The sequence below is a fragment of the Flavobacterium longum genome (genome assembly GCF_965137575.1).
Taxonomy (GTDB): Bacteria; Bacteroidota; Bacteroidia; order Flavobacteriales; family Flavobacteriaceae; genus Flavobacterium; species Flavobacterium longum.
Map to the genome: position 1 here is coordinate 93,480 of NZ_CBCRZJ010000009.1, position 18,780 is coordinate 112,259.

Genomic DNA, 18,780 nt, shown 5'->3' on the forward strand with positions numbered 1-18,780 from the left:
GCATGCCATGAGAAATGTTTTTGTTTTGACCTTGTTGCTGATTTCGGTTGTGTTGTCGGCACAATCCGCAAAGCCCAAGTCATACATCATCAGCAAGGAACAATACTATACGATTGACGTACGCGCAGGGAAACCGGCCATTGAAGCCTTTTCGCAAGAACGCAAATGGGTCGGCGACAAGGACGACTCGTTCGTGAAAGGCGACCGCATCAATTACACCGCGGCGTTCGAAGACATTTCCGATATTGAAGCCTTCAGTATTTCGCCCGGACAAAAGAAGGAAAAAGTAAAGAACATCATGACCGAAGACGTCGAGATTGAGAACATCTTCTACCATGACATGAAATACAAATATTTCTTTTTTGACAGGCTGGAAGAAGGTTCACAGACCTTTACGTCTTTCCGGAAACAATTCCGCCAACCGCATTTCCTGGACGCGTTCTATTTCCGCGACGGCATCGATTGCAGAAATGCCAAACTCGAACTCAAAGTGTCCAAAAACGTCGAAATCGGCTACGTGCTGCAAGGTAACGACACCGACAAGATTGAATTCTCGTCACAGCCAGACGGCGATTTCACCAAATACAGCTGGCAAATGACCGACAGCCCGCGCGACGAGCAGTTCAACGACGCGCCAGCACGTTCGTATTACAGCCCGCACATCATCTTCTACATCAAGAATTACAAAACGGAAAAAGGCGCGCAGGAAGTCGTAGGCTCGGTTGACAATTTGTACAAATTCTACTATCAAACGGTCAAGAATATCAACAAGACTGATCAATCGGCGCTAAAAACCTTTACGCTCGACCTGATCAAAAATGCCAAAACCGACGCAGAAAAAACCGGCGCGATTTTCAACTACGTACAATCTAAAGTGAATTATGTGGCCTTTGAGGACGGTATGGGCGGCTACATTCCACGCGATGCCGCCGATGTGTTCCAGAAGAAATACGGCGACTGTAAAGACATGGCCAACCTGCTGAATGAAATGCTGAAGTACGCCGGCGTGGAATCGTACATCGCCTGGATCGGGACGCGCCACAACAACTATACGTATGAAAAAGTCCCGACGCCGATCGTGGACAACCACATGATTGCAGTAGCCAAACTCGATGGACAATATGTATTTCTCGATGCCACCGGCCAATACACGATTTTTCCGGGTTTTACGCCGTTTATCCAAGGGAAACAGGCGCTGTTGAAGATCGACGAGAACAACCATAAAATTGTGCCGGTGCCCGTGATTGCGGCCAAGGAAAACAACACCACCGGCAAAATGCAAATCGGTTTCAACGGTGGAAAATTAACCGGGAAGGCGGTTTTTGCCCTGACAGGTTTCACCAAATCGCAATTCAACGGCTATTACAAATCGACGATCGAAAAGACCGACATGCTCAAGAATTACCTCTCGCGGTTCATCAACAGCATCAACACGGGCAACATCCAGATCAGTGGCGATGATTTGACCGCGCAGCCGCTGGAGATCAAATACGATTTCACACTAGAGAAATGGACCAAAGACACGGGCGGCGAAATGCTGTTCAAGCCGATACTGTTTTTCCCGTACGCCGATTCGCGCATCGACATCGAAAAACGCAAAGTGCCGTATGAATTCCAGTTCAACAAGTCGTTTGATTTCGAGTATGAGATTGCCGTCCCGGAAGGCTACAAAGTGGAATTCATCCCTGAAAACTTCAACCTGAAAACCGACTTGATTGAAGCCGACATCACTTACACGGCCGGTGGCGGGAAAGTCATCGTCAAACAAAAAATCGCGACCAACGTGCTGTTGCTGCAAACCGGCCAATTCGAGGCTTGGAATAACGCCATCAAAAGCATCACGAAACAATACAACCAGAACATCATTTTTAGCAAAGCATGAGGAATTTTTTAGCCGTCATCGCCTTTTTGGCCGGCATGCACACCTTCGCCCAGGTTGAGGAAGTCAAAAATTACACTTGGCAGGCCGTCCCGAAATTCAGGGAAATCCCAAAGGAATTTGAATCCTATCCGGCCGTTGTCCTGAAGGATTACCGTTTGTACGAAAACCGCATCGGGCAATACGCCTACAAAGCATTTGTGGTAAAACACACGGCCATCAAAATTTTGACCGACGACGGCATCAACAACTACAACAAGGTAAGTATCAACAAGAAATACGTTCGGGATTATCGGGATTTACAGGCGCGCGTGATCAAGCCCGACGGTAAGATTATCCCGCTGGCGGAGAACCGCATCATCGAAAAAGAAAAATCCGACGAGAAACAATTCGTGTTTGAAGGCGTCGAAAAAGGAGACATCATTGAATATTATTACGTCATCAAGGATTATCCAGATTTCAATAACGTGGAATATTTCCAGCGCGATATTCCGGTGCTTGAAGGGAAATTCCAGCTCAACCGTATTCCCGAAGGCAAGGCGTATTTCCTAAACGTAGGCATGAATGAACAGGTTTTCAAGAAACACCATCTCTTTACCGTAAGCAATCTGCCGGCCTACAAGGAAGAAATCAGCGCGACGAACCTGGCCAATTTGACCAAGGTGTACTATTTCGTGAGCGGGAATTTCAACTACGATTTCGACAGCTTTTACTGGGAATTGAACGGTTTTGCCGATGGCGTCAGCGCGAAATCGATGGTGAAGGATTTCATCAAGGAACTCCAGCTGGATGATGCGTCGGTACCGGTGGACGACCGGTTGAAAAAAATGGACATCTTCCTTAAGGAAAACATCGAGATTGACCGTCAATACCAGTACAAGAAAATCCTGGAGACCAAGAAAATGATGCCCGCCATGGCGCTGTATCTGTACAAAGACGTGCTCGACGCCTTGAAAATCCCGTACAAATTCATGGTCTCGACAGACAAGTTCGACAACGCGTTTCAGAAGTCTTTCGCGATACCGTCGACGCTGACGGAAATCCTGATTTACATTCCGGAAACCAAAAAATACATCATGCCTTTTTACTATTGGATGCCGTACGGGCCGCCGAGTTCGGTGTGTTTGAACAACGATGCCGTGGTATATCATCCAGAGAAAAAGAAAGTGACGTACGAATACACCAAGATTGGCGGCGTATCTATGGAAGACAACGTCAACCATACCTTCAGTGAGATTACCGTGGATGCCGACATGGAAACCGTTTCAGTAAAAAAGAAAAGCGACTTTACGGGCTATCGGGCTTATTATTACCGAAGCGTATTGAAGGACATCCCGGAAGACAAAATCAAGGAATTCGTAGGGAATGCGGTGTTCAACGACATCGACATCGACTTGAAGAAACACGAATTCAAGAATAAGGAATACCGCCACAACTACGGCAGCGAACGGCCATTCACGTTTGAGACCGAAGCGGTCATCAAGGAATCGTGGCTGGAAAATGCCGGCAAGAATTACCTCATCACGTTAGGGAAAGTCCTCGGCGACCAAACCAACCTGTATCAGGAAACCGAGCGCAAATACCCGATTGATATTGCGTATCCGCGAAAATTCATCCACGCCATTACCCTGAACATCCCGGACGGTTACACCGTGAAAGATGTCAACACTTTAATTTTCAATAAAGAATTGAAGGATGACGAAGGAAACGTCGTGGGCAAGTTCACATCTTCGGCCGCGGTCAATGGGAAAAAAGTGGAAATTTCTATTGAGGAATTCTACGATTTTACGCATTTGGGTGTCGAAAAATACCCGCAATACCGCGACGTGATGAACGCTGCGTATGATTTCTACAAATCGGCGTTGGTGTTGGTGAAGGTTTAAATTTTAGGAAAATGTACGGGATTCCCGTCGTAAAACCTGAAAGGTTTTAAAAACCTTTCAGGTTTTACATTTTTAGCCTTTCGACAAAATACTCATAAACGCATCCCGAGAAATTTCCCGCGCACCCAAACTGGCCAAATGATCATTATGGTTTTGACAGTCAAGTAACTTGTAGCCTTTTGATTCTAGTTGTTGCGCCCAATAGATGAAGGCGGTTTTTGACGCATTCGGCACTTTTGAAAACATACTCTCGCCACAAAAAATATGGCCGAGGTCTACCCCGTACAAGCCACCCACCAGCAAATCGTCTTGCCAGACTTCTACCGATTGCGCGATGCCTTGACTGTGTAGTGCACAATAGGCTTCCACCATTTCGTCGGTGATCCATGTGCCGTCCTGGCCTTCCCGGTAAATGTGTTTGCACGCCAACATCACGGCTCGGAAATCTTGGTTGACTGTCACTTTAAAAATCCCTTTTCGGATGACTTGACGCATGCTCTTGGACACCTTCAGCTCCGGGAAAAACAATACCATGCGTTTAGGCGGCGCCCACCAAAGAATAGGGTCATGCTCGTCGAACCAAGGAAAAATGCCGCTGCGGTAGGCCAGCATTAACCTTTCTGGGCGTAAATCGCCGCCAATGGCCAGCAGCCCGTGCCGGTCGGCCTTGATGACAGGCGGAAAATACAGCGATTCATTGAGGATGTACATGGTCAAAAATAAAAGCCAGAATTACTCCTGGCTTGTGTTGTTGAATGTCGTTGAATGTTAGAACGGCAAATCGTCGTGCTCTTCTTCGTTGAAGTTTGCAGCCGGTTCAAACGCCGGAGCGGCCGGCATTGGTGTTTGTTGCGCTTGTTGTGCGTACTGTGGTTGCGCCGGTGCTTCGGCCTGTACACGCTCAATGCGCCAGCCTTGGATGCTGTTGAAATATTTCGTCTCGCCCTGCGGATTTACCCATTCACGGCCGCGCAGGTTGATGGAAACCTTTACTTCCTCGCCCGGGCGGTAATTGTTTAGCAAGTCACATTTGTCTTGCGTGAACTCGATCATGATGTGCTGCGGATACTGCTCATCTGTCGTGACGACCAATTCCCTTTTCCTGAAACTCGCGCTCACTTGCTGCTCCGGGTTGATCACTTTAATTCTTCCTGATACTTCCATCTTCTACTGTTTAAAAAATTAATATTATTGGGCCAAAAGGACTTTCCAGGCCGAAGCCACGTCATTCTTGCCGATGTATTCCTTGGCCAGTTCGTGCTGAAGCTTGCGGTCGTCGGCGCTCAAGACGCCTTTAACCGCAAAATGCTCCTTTACAAATGTATCGATTTCTTCGCGCGTAGGCAAGGCTTCCACATTGCCGAGCATGCCCAGATCGTTCCCATCGAAAACCGTACTGTTGCGGATGTGTTCCGGGATTTGATCGACACCGATGCCTAGCGTGGTAAGCGGTTTGGGCACTTCAAACAATCCTTGGTTGGAACGCGAATACCAGTTGCCGCCAAGCCGCGATACGAGATCTATTTTGTATTGGTCGATGTGGCCATTCTCGTCCAAGATGTTCTCGCCGACGTGGATTTTCACCACTTCGCAAATCACGAGGTTTCCGGCGCCGCCATTTTCACCAAGGGCGATGATGTCATTGACCTTACACTCGAATTGCACCGGCGATTCGGCCACGCGGTACGGTTTGACGATGTCCGACGGCAACATGGTAAGCCCGGATTTGACGAATTCGTTCACGCCTTCCGGATATTCGGTGCTTGAGAGCGACGCCTGTTGCACCATGGCGTAATTCACCACGTTGATGACCACTTGCTTGGTTTGCCGACAATTTTCAAGCGTGTGTTTGGTGGTATTGTCACGGACGCGGCGGGCCGGAGAAAATACCAACACCGGTGGGTTCGAGCTGAACACATTAAAGAAACTGAACGGCGACAAATTGGGTTTCCCGTTGGCATCAATCGTACTTGCGAAGGCGATCGGTCGCGGCGCAACGGCACTTTGCAGGTAACCTTGCAATTGGGCGGGCGATACTTGTTTCGGGTCTATGCTGCGCATGGAAATGGGTTTACGCAAAAATACGACGGGCAACGGATATTGGACAATGGATGTGGGATAATTTATTAACCGTGCGCGCGTTTTTATGAGACATTGGGCTTGTGGTTTCGGCTACGGAATTCTCGCTTTTCAACCGAAGCATTCGGCGGCGCGGGAGCCGCGTTAAGGATGGAAACGGCAGCCCGGAGCGCCAGCGAGGACTACAGTGGACAGCCTGGGCCGAAGGCAACGCCCAAGAAACTAATTTTGCTATCTTTACCGATGCCACTCATCGGGGTTTGCTTATGGATTTTTCCGAAAAAAGAAATGTCACGCGCTGGATCATCATTGCCGTATCGTTCTCGATTGTCTTGCTGATCCTTTGGAATACGTACACCTTTTTCGTGTTTTTCAAAGATGAGGAACGCGCCAAGATGGAGTATTGGGCCGAAGCGCAAAACGTGGTGATGACCTCTGACCTCGACGCCGATTTGTCTTTGCCACAGACAATCTTGAGCCACAACACCACAATCCCGATTATTTTGACCGACGAAAAAGGCAACATCATCAGCGCAAACAACGTGGATGAAATGGTGCTGAAAGACAAAGCCTTGGCGCGGCGCATGCTCTTGAAACTCAAGAAGGAAAACGACCCGATCGTGACCGAGTACGTCAAAGGCAAATTTCAATACATCTATTACGGCGATTCGTCGCTGCTCAACAAGCTCAAATATTACCCGATTGCACTGGTGCTGATCATCGTGCTTTTTGGCGGCGTGGTGTACAATTATTACCGAAGCACCAAAATGGCCACGCAGAACAAACTTTGGGCAGGTATGGCCAAGGAAACCGCGCACCAGATCGGGACGCCATTGTCGTCGCTCATCGGGTGGCTCGAGATCATGAAAGCCGACAACGTGGACGAAACCACGATAGCCGAAATCGAGAAGGACATCAACCGGTTGCAGACCATTACGGATCGTTTCTCGAAAATCGGGTCTGAGCCGGCTTTGGCCATGCTCGATGTCGTGGCCGAAACCGCAGAGTCTTATGACTATCTCAAGTCACGTTTTGGCGGGCAGGTATCGTTTTCATTCCATGCACCCAAACACGCCATCATGGTATCGCTCAACCAAGCGCTGCACAGCTGGACGATTGAAAACCTCATCAAGAATGCCATCGATGCCATGCGCGGCCGCGGCCGATTGACCGTCAGGATTGAGGAAGACGCGAAATTCGTCAAGATTCTCGTGTCCGACACCGGAAAAGGCATCCCGAAGAAGCAGTTTACGCGCGTATTCGAGCCGGGTTTCACGACCAAGAAACGCGGCTGGGGTTTGGGTTTGTCACTCACCAAACGCATCGTGGAAGATTACCACAAAGGCAAAATCAAAGTATTGCATTCTGAAGTCGGGAAAGGCACGACAATGCAAGTCTCATTTAAAAAACAAAACGTATCATGAACCAATCACTCCGTAAAATTTTGGCTATTGTATTTGTCCTGGGCTGTGTTACTGTAGGACAAAGCCAGACCGCCGACACCGAAAAACTTATCGCCAATTCATGGATGCTTATAAAATACAGCCGCAACGGCGAAATGCTGCCGCCGCCCGCCGGGCATGAAAAAGACAAGCTCAATTTGTATGTTGACCATACTTTTTACAACGAATCTGAACAAGATGAAGGCACGTGGAAATATGACGCGGAACAGAAAATACTGACGGTTTCAGGACAGATGACCATTGACTTCCGCGTCATCGAGGTTTCCGCAGACAGCTGTGTTTTGGAAGCCGAAAACCCCGGCGACAAAAGTATCTTGAGGCTGTTTCTGAAAGCCGCGCCTAAAGAGTAAAAAAAAGCCCGAACGAATCGGGGCTTATTTATAGTTTCTCTGCGATGGATCGGGCAACGGCCTGAAATTCTTCGGGCGTGAGTTTCACTTTCCGCTCAAAGCGCATGTCGTCCATGTCTTGTAATGGGATCAAATGGACGTGTGCGTGCGGCACTTCTAACCCGACGACCGCCATTCCCACGCGCTTGCACGGCACGGCTTGTTCGAGCGCAATGGCCACGCGACGCGCAAACTGGAGCAATCCGGTGTACCAATCTTCGTCCATATCGAAAATCTTATTGACTTCTTTTTTCGGGATACACAACGTATGGCCTTTCGCGTTTGGGTTGACATCCAGGAAGGCGAGGTAATTTTCGTCCTCGGCGACTTTATAGGCCGGAATTTCCCCGTTGACGATTTTGGTGAAGATTGTTGACATACTATGAATTATTTTCAAAAGCAACGGTTCATAAAACCTTGAACCTTAAACTTTGAACCTTATAACTAATCGCGTGAAATTTCCAACACCTCAAAATTCAACTTCCCGTTCGGGACGGTGATCTCGGCTACATCTCCAGCAGACTTGCCCAGCAAACCTTTCCCGATGGGCGAGGTTACTGAAATTTTCCCTGATTTAAGATCGGCTTCGCTTTCGGCCACCAACGTATAGGTCATTTCCATTTTGTTGGCCTGATTCCGGATTTTCACCCGCGAATGGATCAACGCTTTAGACAAATCCAGTTGTGATTCATCGATCAGACGCGCGTTGGCGTGCACTTCTTCGAGTTTCGCGATACGCATTTCAAGCAAGCCTTGCGCTTCTTTCGCGGCATCGTATTCGGCATTTTCAGACAAGTCGCCTTTGTCGCGCGCATCGGCGATGGCCTGCGATGCTTTCGGGCGCTCTATGTTTTTGAGATGGTCTAATTCGTCTCTTAATTTCTTTAATCCTTCTGCTGTGTAATAAGATACAGTACTCATAATCGTCATTTGTATAAAATAGAAAAAATCCCGTTGCGGGGATTCTTTTCGCAAAGATATTGTTTTCGTTTTTAACCTTTGATTAGGCGTTACCAAAGTTAAATAATTTATTTTTGTTTTCAGAACATATTGCCATGAAATCTTTAATTCAACAAATCCAAAAAAACGGCATCCGTAACGCGCGCAGAAAAACGTTGCTATTGCTTTTGACAACGGTTTTCCTTGCCTGCAATAACGACAATTTCAACAACCGGAATCCGTACATCCCGAGTTATTCTTTTTCGACCCAGATAGACATGACCTTGCCGTCGTTTAGCCAATTGCAGTTCCCGAGCAACGCCAAATATTACAACGATGGAATTACCGGTGTGCGCGGTGTGATTATCTTCAATACCGGCAGCGGTTACAATGCTTTTGATGCGGCTTGCCCGAATCAGGAATTGGGTTCGTGTTCAACGATGGTCATCAACGGAATTTTTGCCCGTTGCAATTGTGACGATGCCGAATATAGTCTTTTCACCGGGCAAACCGATGAACCGGGCCACGAATACCCGATGAAGCCTTACCGCGTCTCGAGAAACGGAAACATCCTCACGATTTACAATTAAACCGCGGACAGACAATCATCCGTCCGCAGTTAATCTTTAGAATTTCAAGGTCACGCCGCCCAGGACATTGATTCCGGCCTGCGGGAAATAACTCACATAATCTTCACCGTATAAATAGGCATTCGACACGTATTGCTTGTCGAAAAGGTTGTTCGCCAATGCCGTGAATACGATGGATTTGAACAATGTCTTGGTTTTCCATTCGTAGACAATGTTCAGGTCGGTCACGGAATAGCTGTCAAGTTTGGTGGCTTCGGTGTCGAGGTTTCCGGCATATTGCTCGCCGACGTATTTCGATAATAGCGACACCTGGAAATCGGGCGTGAACTGGTACGATGCCAAAATCCCTGAAACCACGTTGGGCGAAAACGAGATGTTGGTTGTCCCGAAGTTGCGCAGGCCATCGGCCGTCATAATCGTGTAATCCTTGATTTTGTTGGTACTCACCGCGAGGTTCGGGCTGAGCGTGAATTTTCGGGTAAGCGCGAGTACAGCGTCAATCTCAATGCCGGCGCGGTAACTGTCTGCGACATTCGCATGGATTTCGTTGCCCACATCGTCCAGTTCACCGGTCTTGACCAATTGGTCTGAATAGTTCATCAGGTAAAAGTTGGTGTTCACCCTTATTTTGCCCGATGCATAACGCCAGCCCAATTCAAAATCATCGAGTTTCTCGGAAGCAGGATTGCCGTTTTCGAAATCAGTACGGCTCGGCTCCTTGTTGGCGCGCGCGTAGGAGAAATAAAGGTTGTTTTTCTCGTTTACCGTAAACGTGATCCCTGCTTTGGGGTTGAAGAAATTGAACTGCGCGTCGATGTCGCGGGCCGGATCGACGGTGGTTTTGTAATCGACGTAGCGGTATTGCAGGTCGCCGAACAAACTCCATTGACGCGTGAGTTGGTAAGTTGCCTTCGTGAAAATATTCCCGTCGGTCTTAACTGCATTTTGGTCGTAATAACGGTCGCCCAATTCCGAAGTGGAAGCGAATCGCGCCCAGATGATATCGCCGAAATGGTCGCCTTCATAGTTATTTAACCCGCCGCCGATGGTTACGGCCAGTTTGTCTTTTTCATAATTGGCCGAAAACGTCATCCCGTAGAAATCGTTGTCGAGCCACTTGCGGCGCACCAGATCGGTTTGCGTGATGGTTTCGCCACCGATGACTACCGGCGTCAGGCCATACTCGGCAAAATCTGCATCTTCCTTGTAATTTTCATAATACCCTTTTCCGATGGTGTAATGCAACGACACGTTGGTGTTCCAATAATCTGACACCCGTTGGCTCCAGTGCAACTGGAAATGGTCTTGCTGGTAGTTGTCGACTTCGTTTTCATAGAATCGCGTATTGCCGAACTCGTCGGTGTAAATGCCTGCGTAATTAAACCTTGGGTTGGCCGCCAGTGTTTCGGCATCAAGGCCGTTCCACGCTTGATAGGTGCGTTCATGCCCGCCGAAAGCCAGCGCCTTGATGAGCGTATTTTTGCCGACGTAACTGCCCTGGAGGAAATACGATTTGAGGTCGGCGAACGCGCGGTCTATATAACCATCTGAATGGATGGCCGACAACCGCCCGGCGAGTTCGAAATGATCGCTGATGCGGCCCGTGGTGAATTTCACGGTATGCTTCCGCGAATTGAAACTGCCGAACGAGTTGGCGATTTCAGCCGAAGCCGAATCGGAGACTTTTCCGGTTTGCAGGTTCAAACTCGCACCGAATGCGCCCGCACCGTTCGTGGATGTGCCCACGCCGCGCTGCAGTTGGATGCTTTCGACCGATGAGGCAAAGTCGCCGATGTTGACGAAGAACGTCCCGCTGCTTTCGCTGTCGTTGTACGGAATGCCATTGATGGTGACGTTCACGCGTGTGGCGTCGGAGCCGCGGACACGAATGCCCGTGTAACCGAAGCCATTGCCCGCGTCTGACGTGGTGACCACTGACGGCAGGAAATTGAGCAGCAACGGAATGTCCTGACCCAGGTTGCGTTTGGCGATTTCCTTCTTACCGACGTTGCTGAACGTGACCGGCGTCTTGGCCGAAGCGCGTGTGGCGGAAATGGTCACTTCGTCGAGCGAGACGGTTTTGGTGGAATCTGTGGGTTGGGTTTGGGCTGCCGCCGTCAAGGATAACAAAAACAGGCTAAGACTGACGCCGTTGTGGAAACGGAAGCCCGCGTGAGCGGTTGGAGCGGCATCCTTTGGGAAACCCCAAAGGTTTTGAAAACCTTTGGGGTTTTTCCCAAAGATAAAGCGGAAGACGCGACGGCGGAGCGCAGCGGAGCCGGCACGCCAAAAAATGAACAAAGTTTTCATTCGTAAAATGGTTTACGAATAAAAGGGGCAATTATTCTGGTTAATATTGCTTGATACTCTGGCTCTGAGAGTTTGCAAGTCTGGGTCAGCTTGGCCTTCGCTGATCCGTGTTGCGCTGACGTCCTTAAAGACATCTTCTCGCTCGGCCGTCCCTAAACAGCATTACCTGTTCCAGGTTCTATGGGTATGATCTCAGCCCGATGGGCACCCCTTTGAGACGTTGCAAAGATAGGTTGATTTGACAACCGACAATGTTAATTCCGAAGATTTTATTCGTCTTTGCGTAAGTTATTGAGGTTTGGCTTTTTGCGGAACTGCTTCAGTGCGGAAATGGATTTTTTGTGCGCGATGCGTTTTTCAATCACCGCTTTCGGCACCTTGGTTTTCTTTCTTTTTTTGGGAACGATGAGCGCGTTGGCGATGATATCCAGGAAGCGTTGCGTGACGATTTGCTTGTTCCTGAGTTGGCTGCGGTCTTCGTTGCAGGCCAGCATCAATACATTGTCGGACGTAAGTCGCGGGGCAAGTTTGGTTTCGATGAGCGCTCTTTCTTCGTCAGACAGTGCTTTGGACGCAGAGACGTCAAACGTCAAAATGACCTTGCTGGATACTTTGTTGACGTTTTGTCCGCCCGGACCGCTGCTGCGGACCGCTTTGAACTGTAATTCGGGGATGAGCGCTGCGGTTTCCATTACGAGGGTTGGTGCGCAGGTTTGAGCAAGTCATTCACCGTTTTCACCGGATTAAACGTAATGAGCGGTACCTCAACGAACACCGTAATCCATTTGGCCATGGCGCCGTTCCACAAACCGGGCAACTCATACGCCTTGAGCGGTCGGCCGCCTTTGGTTTTCTCGACGATGAAGCCGCTGTTCGGATCCGTGAACCGATTCAGGTTAAATTTGTCGCCACGGTAATTTTTGGTGCCGCAAACCACATCTACCGGATTGAAATGGGTAGATCTGGCCCAAATGGCCGCCTGTTGCGGATTGTTTAGATCCACCTGCGAACTCTCAACGATTTGGAGCGACGCATTCCCTTTCTTGTCGAGCACCCAAAATGGACCGCCGCCTGGTTCGCCTTCGTTCTTGACCATGCCGCACACCCGGATCGGGCGGTTCAGGATTTCTGCCACGTGCTGGATTTTATGTTCGAGCGTGTATTTTGAAAAGTCCTCGATAACCTCAATGTTAAGGCTATTGCGGATAAAATGGGCAATGGCTTCCACACCGGTTTCGCCGATATCGCCGCTTTCTATTTCCCGTAGGCATTGGAAAATTTGGTGCTGCAAATGGGTCAGCAAACCCGCGAGCGCTTTCTTGTAAAAGGCGATTTCCTGTGAACGCTCCTGGATGACGTTGTCTATGTTCTTGACGAAAATGATGTCGGCGTCGAGCGTATTGAGGTTTTGCAACAGCGCACCGTGCCCTGCCGGACGGAACACCAATTTGTCGCGACTGTCTCGGAACGGGTTGTTGTCCAGATCAACGGCAATGGTGTCGGTAGCCGTGTCCTGATAGCTGAAACTGGCTTCGATAGTACAATTGGCGCGCGATTCTACTTTGGGCTTTACTTCGGCGATGATGTTCTCGAACAGCCGTTGGTGGCTTTCCGTCACGGTAAAATGCAGGCTGGTGATGTTGCCCGCTCCGTTGCCGTAATGGACAGTTTCATTTAAATGCTCTTCGACCGCCGTGGCCACGTAACCATCGTAATTGTGGAACGGCAACACGCCTTTGGGTTTGCTACAGTAGTCGAGCGCGTCCTGATCGAGCATCGTCTTGATGAAGGCGTAGTATTTTTTGTCCTGTTCCCAATCGTGGAACTCCGGATGTTGCGCCGAAAGCTTCCGGATAATATGCTCGTAGAACGGAAACTTCTCGATACCCGCCAAGAAAATACTCATTCCAGACGCGTTGCGGCGGTTGATGTATGCATTGATGCTTTCGTTCTCAGGGTCGAAATCATTGAGGAATTCGTTCAGAAATTTGAACATGCGGCTGGCCGCGCCAGATGCCGGAACGAATTTCTCGAGTTTCAGGCTGGTGCGTTTTGCGTCAAAAGCCTCGGCGAATTCGTGAAACTCTTTTTCGGACAACCGGATGACGCCGTCGCCCACCACTGCCGGCCGATCCAACACTGCTTTCGGAATGCCGCTCTTGAACTGCTGCATTTCGCTTTCGATGTCGTAGATCGATCTTCCATGCTGGTAAATCTGCACGAAATCATGCGAAGAAAAGCCGAGGCGTTTGGCTTTCTCCAAATCGTTCAGGATTTTGATGGCGCGTTCTAATCGTTGTTCTGGCGTTCCCGAAATGACGACAAAAGGCTTTTGGTTTTCTTCGAGGGCTTTCCGGAAGGTGTCGAACATGGCCTCGCGGTCATCTGGACGGTCTCGCAGATCGTCGGCTTCCCACGGCACATCGATATCGGTCAGGAAGAATAAATCGTATTTGTGCTTGCGCGACGGTTTCTCCAGCAATGGATCGACCGAACCATAATAAATTTCGGAATATACACGTGTCTGCAACAAGCAAGTATCACAAAACAAATACTGATTGGCTTTGCGCAGTTGCTCGTTTTCTGACGCGACCTGTCCGTAAGCAATCGGGAGAATGTCTTCGGGCTGGCAAATGGTACCGGCGTCGTTAAACTTCTGTTGCAGATAATCCCGGGCGAATTCCGGCGTCCAGACGGTGTTGAAATGCGCGGCAAGCTGAGATGCCAAAGTGGTCTTGCCCGTACTTTCGGGACCGAAGATGGCGATTTTGATGATATCGGAAATCTCGGGACTTACCGCGAGTTGTTTAAGCTTTTCCTCCATGAGACATAGGCCGCAATGGCCAGGATTGTAAAAAACACATACTGCAAAGACAACATTCCCAAGCCGCGATAAGCATACAACGGCACAGCGATGATGTCGCCTACGATCCATAAAGCCCAATTCTCGATTTTCTTGAGCGCCATATACCACATGGCGGTGAAGAACATGCCAGACAGGAAAATGTCTATCCAGTTGTCTGTGGCAATCGGGTGATCGGTGATTTTATAGAGGGTGAAAATTACGACAATTGTCGCAAAAAAAAGGAGCGCGCCTGTGATTTTTTCTTTATCATTTGTCTTTGTTATGGGCAAATCCTGCCCGACTTTCCCCTTGTGCCACCTATACCAGCCGTAAAAGCTTATTACGGTGTAATAGCCGTTCACGAGCATGTCGCCGAGGTAGCCCGCGGTGTAAAAAAGCCAAGCAGTGATGGCTGTGGCGATTAGCCCGACCGGATATACCAAGATGTTTTCTTTCTTGGCGAACCAAACGCTCGCGATACCAAAGAAAAACGCGACGGCTTCCAGTGCGATGTTGTACCACGCCATGCCGGAATAGTAGTCGAGGAAAAAGTGCGACAGGCTTTCCATCAGTCAAAGAAGTTCAGGTCGTTTTCAAACGCGGTCCCGATGACCACCATGTCGGCGCCTGCGGCAAAAGCATCATCAATGCCCTTTTTGCTTTTGATGCCGCCGCCAACGATGACGGGAATGCCGATATTTTTTGACACCAGTGAAACGATTCCCGTCGGGACAGGCTTTTGCGCACCGCTTCCTGCTTCCAGATAAATGAGCTTCTTGCCGAGCAATTCGCCGGCCTGCGCCGTGTGCAAAATGGTATCGGGACTTCTGAGCGGCAACGGCAGCGTGCGACTGACGCGGGCTACGGCGGTTTCGCTTCCACTCTCAATGAGCAAATAGCCTGTTGGAATGACTTCCAAATGTGACGCCTTTAGGATTGGCGCGGCCTGGGTCTGGTGCCCAATCAGGAAATCGGCATTGCGGCCCGAGAGCAGCGACAGGAAAAGAATCCCGTCGGCGTGGAGCGAAATCTGCGACGGATTGCCGGGAAACAAAACCACGGGCAACGAACAATTTTTTTTCAGGGTTGTGATCAGTTCATCTATCTTTTCTGAAAAAACCTGGCTGCCGCCAATGAGCAGATGTGTGGCTGGCGAGGCATTTATTTTTGCAGTCAGAACGGCCAGATTTTCCCAATCGATCTTGTCCGGATCGAGCAACACGGCAAGTAACTTTTCGCCCTTTTTTTTGGCTGCCAGTATTTGGGTATAAATGGGGTTTTCGGGTCTCATCTGCCGCAAATATAGCCAAAGATTCGGGCTATGTGGCACCCGTACATGGTCAAAAAAAATCCCGAATAACTTTACTCGGGATTTTTATGATTATAAGTGAACACGCAGTTATTTCAGGATTAACCGCTTCACATAGGATTGCTGCCCGGCGCGCACATTGAGTATATACATTCCTGTTGGGAATGCAGACAAGTCAATGGTCGAACTTTCGGTCTTCAGAATAGTCCGGCCTGTCAAATCGTTTACCTCAAAACTGGCCTGTGCTCCGGGCGGCGTGTTTACATAGAATACGCCCTCCGACGGGTTTGGATAGACGGTAACTTCATCCTGTCCTACAGCGAACTCAGGAGCATCCAGCACGCCGGCACCACTATTCAAGTATACTTTCCAATACCGGTTATTGCCGGTACCAAACGCGATTGCCTGATTCGAAAATTGTTCAAAATCAACAGACTCTGCGGTCACGACCAAATCAGGTTTGTTATCGTTATTCATGTCCAGCACGCTCCAGGTCTGGTTGCCCACATCGCCGCCCGTGGTAGAAGCGGCCAAAGCATTGTACCCATAATCTATCGTGGAATATACTTCACCACCCTGCGGAAGCGCCCAAGCGGAAGCTCCTAGGTTAAATCCCGTGCCATTGTTGATATACACTTTCCAGTACTTGGCATTCGCGGGCCCGAAAGCGGTGGCCTGATTGGAGAAACCAGGCAGCGATTTCGATTCAGCGGTCACGACCAAATCTGGTTTGTTGTCATTGTTCATGTCGATGACGCTCCAGCTCTGGTTCCCAACATCGCCGCCCGTCGTGGAAGCCGCAATGGCGTTGAAACCATAGTCGATGGTGGAATACACTTCGCCACCTTGCGGGAGTGCCCATGTGGTTGATGTGGTGCTGAATCCGCTGCCGTTGTTCAGGTATACTTTCCAATATTTGGCGTTGGCTGGCCCGAACGCGGTCGATTGATTGGAGAAACCAGCAACTGCTTTTACTTCTGCAGCCACAACGAGGTCTGGTTTGTCATCGTTGTTCATGTCCAAAACGCTCCAGGTCTGGTCACCAATGGTGCCGCCCGATGAATATCCGGCAATCGCATTGAAGCCGTAAGGAATGGTAGAATACACCTCACCGCCTTGTGGAATCGGCCAGTTGACCGAAGTGGTGTTAAACCCGCTGCCCGTGTTCAAATACACTTTCCAATATCGGTTGCTTCCCGACCCGAATGCAATCGGCTGGTTTGAAAACTGCGCGAATTCCGTCGATTGTGCCGTAACGACCAGGTCTGGCTTGCCATCGGCATTGATATCCATGACGCTCCAGGTCTGATCACCCAGCGTACTTCCGGCGGTATCCGCAAGGGCATCGAATCCGTAATTGATGGTAGAATACGTGTGGCCACCCTGTGGAATGGGCCAATTGACCGCAGTGGTATTGAACCCGCTGCCCGTATTCATGTAAACCTTCCAGTAACGGTTACTGCCGGTGCCAAAAGCAATCGCCTGATTTGAAAATTGCGCAAATTCGACAGTCTCTGCAGTGACCACCAAATCGGGCTTGTTGTCGTTGTTCATGTCCAAGACGCTCCAGGTCTGGTCGCCGAGCGTACCTCCGGCGGTATCCGCAAGCGCGTCAAATCCGTAGTCGATGGTTGAATACGTGTGGCCACCCTGCGGAATGGGCCAATTGATTGAATTGGCACTGAAGCCATTGCCGTTGTTTAAGTATACTTTCCAATACCGGTTGCTTCCCGAGCCGAAAGCGATGGCCTGGTTTGAAAACTGCTCAAATTCTACGTTCTGTGCCGTGACCACCAAATCTGGTTTGCCATCGCCATTGATGTCAAGGACACTCCAGGTTTGATCGCCTAATTCGCCGTCATCTGTACCGGCGACGGCATCGAAGCCATAATTAATCGTTGAATAGGTATGGCCGCCTTGTGGGATGGGCCAGTTGGTGGGCGTAGTTCCAAAGCCCTGCGAAAACGCTTGCCCGACGGCAAGACAGGTAATTAAGGAAAAAGTAGTGGTCAACTTCATGTCAAATATTTGGATTAGGTCCGATAAAAATTCAAGGTGTCAAAAGTAAACAAATCGATAAAATAAAATCAGGCAATGTATAAACGCTCGGATTACTCGGATGAACGTCCCATCGGCCGGGACAAGCGTCGTGACCAAATTTGCTCAAAGCCTGCCCAATGTTGTGGAATCAGGCAAAAATAGCAATGGCTGAACTGCTTGCCTTGGTTTGTGTACGCTGTAAATGTGATGGGTTAGACTTCGAAAAGATAGACCAAGCTATAGTCTCCAATCTCCTCGAAAAAAACCGAAAATTGGCGTTTCACGTCTTTGAAATGTAAATGTGCGGTTGTCTTTCTGTCGGCCATGTCAAATGGCTCGACATTGATATGGTCTTTGAAACTGATGCCTTTTTCGTTGCAGACTTTAAACACGGCTTCCTTCACGCCCCAGTTGACGGTGAGCTTGTTGATGTAGTCGGGTGCTGTTTTGTCTAACACAAACGATGGTTCGATGAACTTGTCTGCAATGAGCGCAATTTTTTCCCGTCGAAGTTCCAAATCAAGTCCGGTTATTTTGTCGCTGAGGATAACGGCCGAAAATTCGTGCGAATGGGAAATGGAGATGTGCGTCCCGTCGCGCAAATGCGGTTTACCGAACGCATCGTAATACAAATCGTGATCGGTATAGCCCGCGTGTTGCAAAAGCATCCGGACGGCAAGGAAACCACGTTTATGCGATTCGGACTTCATATTGCCGATGCGAAACAAAGATTGGTCTGTGACGTTGGCGCTGTCAAACAAATCGATCAGGCTCTCGGTGATGTTCCAAACCAGGATTTGGGTTTTCGCGTCGTGTTGTATGGTTTGGTGTAATGGCATTTGGTGTTGTTAGTTGTTAGTTGCTAGTTGTTAGTTGTTCGACGTTTGACGTTTGACGTTCGACATTAGCCCGGATGGCAGCAGATAGCCTTGTGAAAAAACCGCTCTCATTTGTGCGGTTTTGACGGCGACCAGCAGAAGCCGGAACAAAACGCAAACAAATGACGCGGGTTTGAGAAAGCTATGAGCGTACAGCCGGATTTGCTTCTGATAAA

At 49.3% G+C, this 18,780-nt stretch carries 17 protein-coding genes; 5 read left to right on the forward strand and 12 right to left on the reverse strand.

Annotated elements, in window-relative coordinates; all coding sequences use genetic code 11:
• Positions 1-7 precede the first annotated feature (7 nt).
• Both ACM9J1_RS13985 and ACM9J1_RS13990 read left to right on the forward strand, forming a co-directional pair.
• A complete protein-coding gene (locus tag ACM9J1_RS13985; protein WP_415582709.1) occupies positions 8-1,882 on the forward strand; it encodes a DUF3857 domain-containing protein in 1,875 nt (624 codons plus the stop codon).
• The gene (locus ACM9J1_RS13990; RefSeq protein WP_415582710.1) at positions 1,879-3,762 is read left to right on the forward strand and encodes a DUF3857 domain-containing protein; all 1,884 of its coding nucleotides are present in this window, start codon (positions 1,879-1,881) and stop codon (positions 3,760-3,762) included. The genes ACM9J1_RS13985 and ACM9J1_RS13990 overlap by 4 nt, the downstream gene beginning before the upstream one ends.
• 72 nt (positions 3,763-3,834) lie before the next feature.
• On the opposite strand, the gene aat is transcribed toward ACM9J1_RS13990, so the two are convergent.
• From aat to ACM9J1_RS14005, 3 genes are read right to left on the reverse strand one after another with little or no spacing between them, the layout of a single operon-like run.
• A complete protein-coding gene (aat, locus tag ACM9J1_RS13995; protein ID WP_415582711.1) occupies positions 3,835-4,473 on the reverse strand; it encodes a leucyl/phenylalanyl-tRNA--protein transferase in 639 nt (212 codons plus the stop codon).
• 57 nt (positions 4,474-4,530) lie between these two features.
• Complete coding sequence (locus ACM9J1_RS14000; RefSeq protein ID WP_415582712.1) at positions 4,531-4,926, reverse strand: DUF3127 domain-containing protein; 396 nt, start codon at positions 4,924-4,926, stop codon at positions 4,531-4,533.
• A gap of 24 nt (positions 4,927-4,950) precedes the next feature.
• Positions 4,951-5,823, reverse strand: a complete 873-nt coding sequence (locus ACM9J1_RS14005; protein ID WP_415582714.1) for a flavin reductase family protein — start codon at positions 5,821-5,823, stop codon at positions 4,951-4,953.
• A gap of 284 nt (positions 5,824-6,107) precedes the next feature.
• Here ACM9J1_RS14005 and ACM9J1_RS14010 point away from each other — a divergent pair, with 284 nt between their 5' ends.
• The gene (locus ACM9J1_RS14010; protein ID WP_415582716.1) at positions 6,108-7,265 is read left to right on the forward strand and encodes a sensor histidine kinase; all 1,158 of its coding nucleotides are present in this window, start codon (positions 6,108-6,110) and stop codon (positions 7,263-7,265) included.
• The gene (locus tag ACM9J1_RS14015) at positions 7,262-7,654 is read left to right on the forward strand and encodes a hypothetical protein (RefSeq protein WP_415582717.1); all 393 of its coding nucleotides are present in this window, start codon (positions 7,262-7,264) and stop codon (positions 7,652-7,654) included. Before ACM9J1_RS14010 ends, ACM9J1_RS14015 begins: the two co-directional genes overlap by 4 nt.
• Before the next feature lie 28 nt (positions 7,655-7,682).
• Here ACM9J1_RS14015 and ACM9J1_RS14020 read toward each other — a convergent pair whose 3' ends face one another.
• Positions 7,683-8,072: an HIT family protein gene (locus tag ACM9J1_RS14020; protein ID WP_415582718.1), complete on the reverse strand. Its 390-nt coding sequence runs from the start codon at positions 8,070-8,072 to the stop codon at positions 7,683-7,685.
• A gap of 65 nt (positions 8,073-8,137) precedes the next feature.
• On the reverse strand, positions 8,138-8,614 hold the full coding sequence (gene greA, locus ACM9J1_RS14025) for a transcription elongation factor GreA (protein ID WP_415582719.1): 477 nt from the start codon (positions 8,612-8,614) through the stop codon (positions 8,138-8,140).
• A 134-nt stretch (positions 8,615-8,748) separates the two neighbouring features.
• Between greA and ACM9J1_RS14030 the strand changes: the two genes are divergently transcribed.
• On the forward strand, positions 8,749-9,222 hold the full coding sequence (locus ACM9J1_RS14030; protein WP_415582720.1) for a Rieske (2Fe-2S) protein: 474 nt from the start codon (positions 8,749-8,751) through the stop codon (positions 9,220-9,222).
• 36 nt (positions 9,223-9,258) lie between these two features.
• On the opposite strand, the gene ACM9J1_RS14035 is transcribed toward ACM9J1_RS14030, so the two are convergent.
• The 7 genes from ACM9J1_RS14035 to ACM9J1_RS14065 all read right to left on the reverse strand — a co-directional run bounded on the left by ACM9J1_RS14035 (position 9,259) and on the right by ACM9J1_RS14065 (position 18,565).
• Positions 9,259-11,532: a TonB-dependent receptor gene (locus ACM9J1_RS14035; RefSeq protein WP_415582721.1), complete on the reverse strand. Its 2,274-nt coding sequence runs from the start codon at positions 11,530-11,532 to the stop codon at positions 9,259-9,261.
• Between the two features lie 269 nt (positions 11,533-11,801).
• The gene (gene arfB, locus ACM9J1_RS14040; protein WP_415582722.1) at positions 11,802-12,224 is read right to left on the reverse strand and encodes an alternative ribosome rescue aminoacyl-tRNA hydrolase ArfB; all 423 of its coding nucleotides are present in this window, start codon (positions 12,222-12,224) and stop codon (positions 11,802-11,804) included.
• Positions 12,224-14,356 carry a DUF4301 family protein gene (locus tag ACM9J1_RS14045; RefSeq protein ID WP_415582723.1) on the reverse strand — a complete coding sequence of 711 codons (2,133 nt, stop codon included), beginning with the start codon at positions 14,354-14,356 and terminating at the stop codon, positions 12,224-12,226. The genes arfB and ACM9J1_RS14045 overlap by 1 nt, the downstream gene beginning before the upstream one ends.
• Complete coding sequence (pnuC, locus tag ACM9J1_RS14050; protein ID WP_415582774.1) at positions 14,326-14,937, reverse strand: nicotinamide riboside transporter PnuC; 612 nt, start codon at positions 14,935-14,937, stop codon at positions 14,326-14,328. Before pnuC ends, ACM9J1_RS14045 begins: the two co-directional genes overlap by 31 nt.
• An 8-nt stretch (positions 14,938-14,945) precedes the next feature.
• Positions 14,946-15,668, reverse strand: a complete 723-nt coding sequence (locus ACM9J1_RS14055; RefSeq protein ID WP_415582724.1) for a phosphoglycerol geranylgeranyltransferase — start codon at positions 15,666-15,668, stop codon at positions 14,946-14,948.
• 108 nt (positions 15,669-15,776) lie between these two features.
• Positions 15,777-17,705 (reverse strand): T9SS type A sorting domain-containing protein, encoded by a 1,929-nt coding sequence (locus ACM9J1_RS14060; protein ID WP_415582725.1) that lies wholly within the window; start codon positions 17,703-17,705, stop codon positions 15,777-15,779.
• 233 nt (positions 17,706-17,938) lie between these two features.
• The gene (locus tag ACM9J1_RS14065) at positions 17,939-18,565 is read right to left on the reverse strand and encodes a 4-phosphopantetheinyl transferase (RefSeq protein ID WP_415582726.1); all 627 of its coding nucleotides are present in this window, start codon (positions 18,563-18,565) and stop codon (positions 17,939-17,941) included.
• Positions 18,566-18,780: the final 215 nt, after the last annotated feature.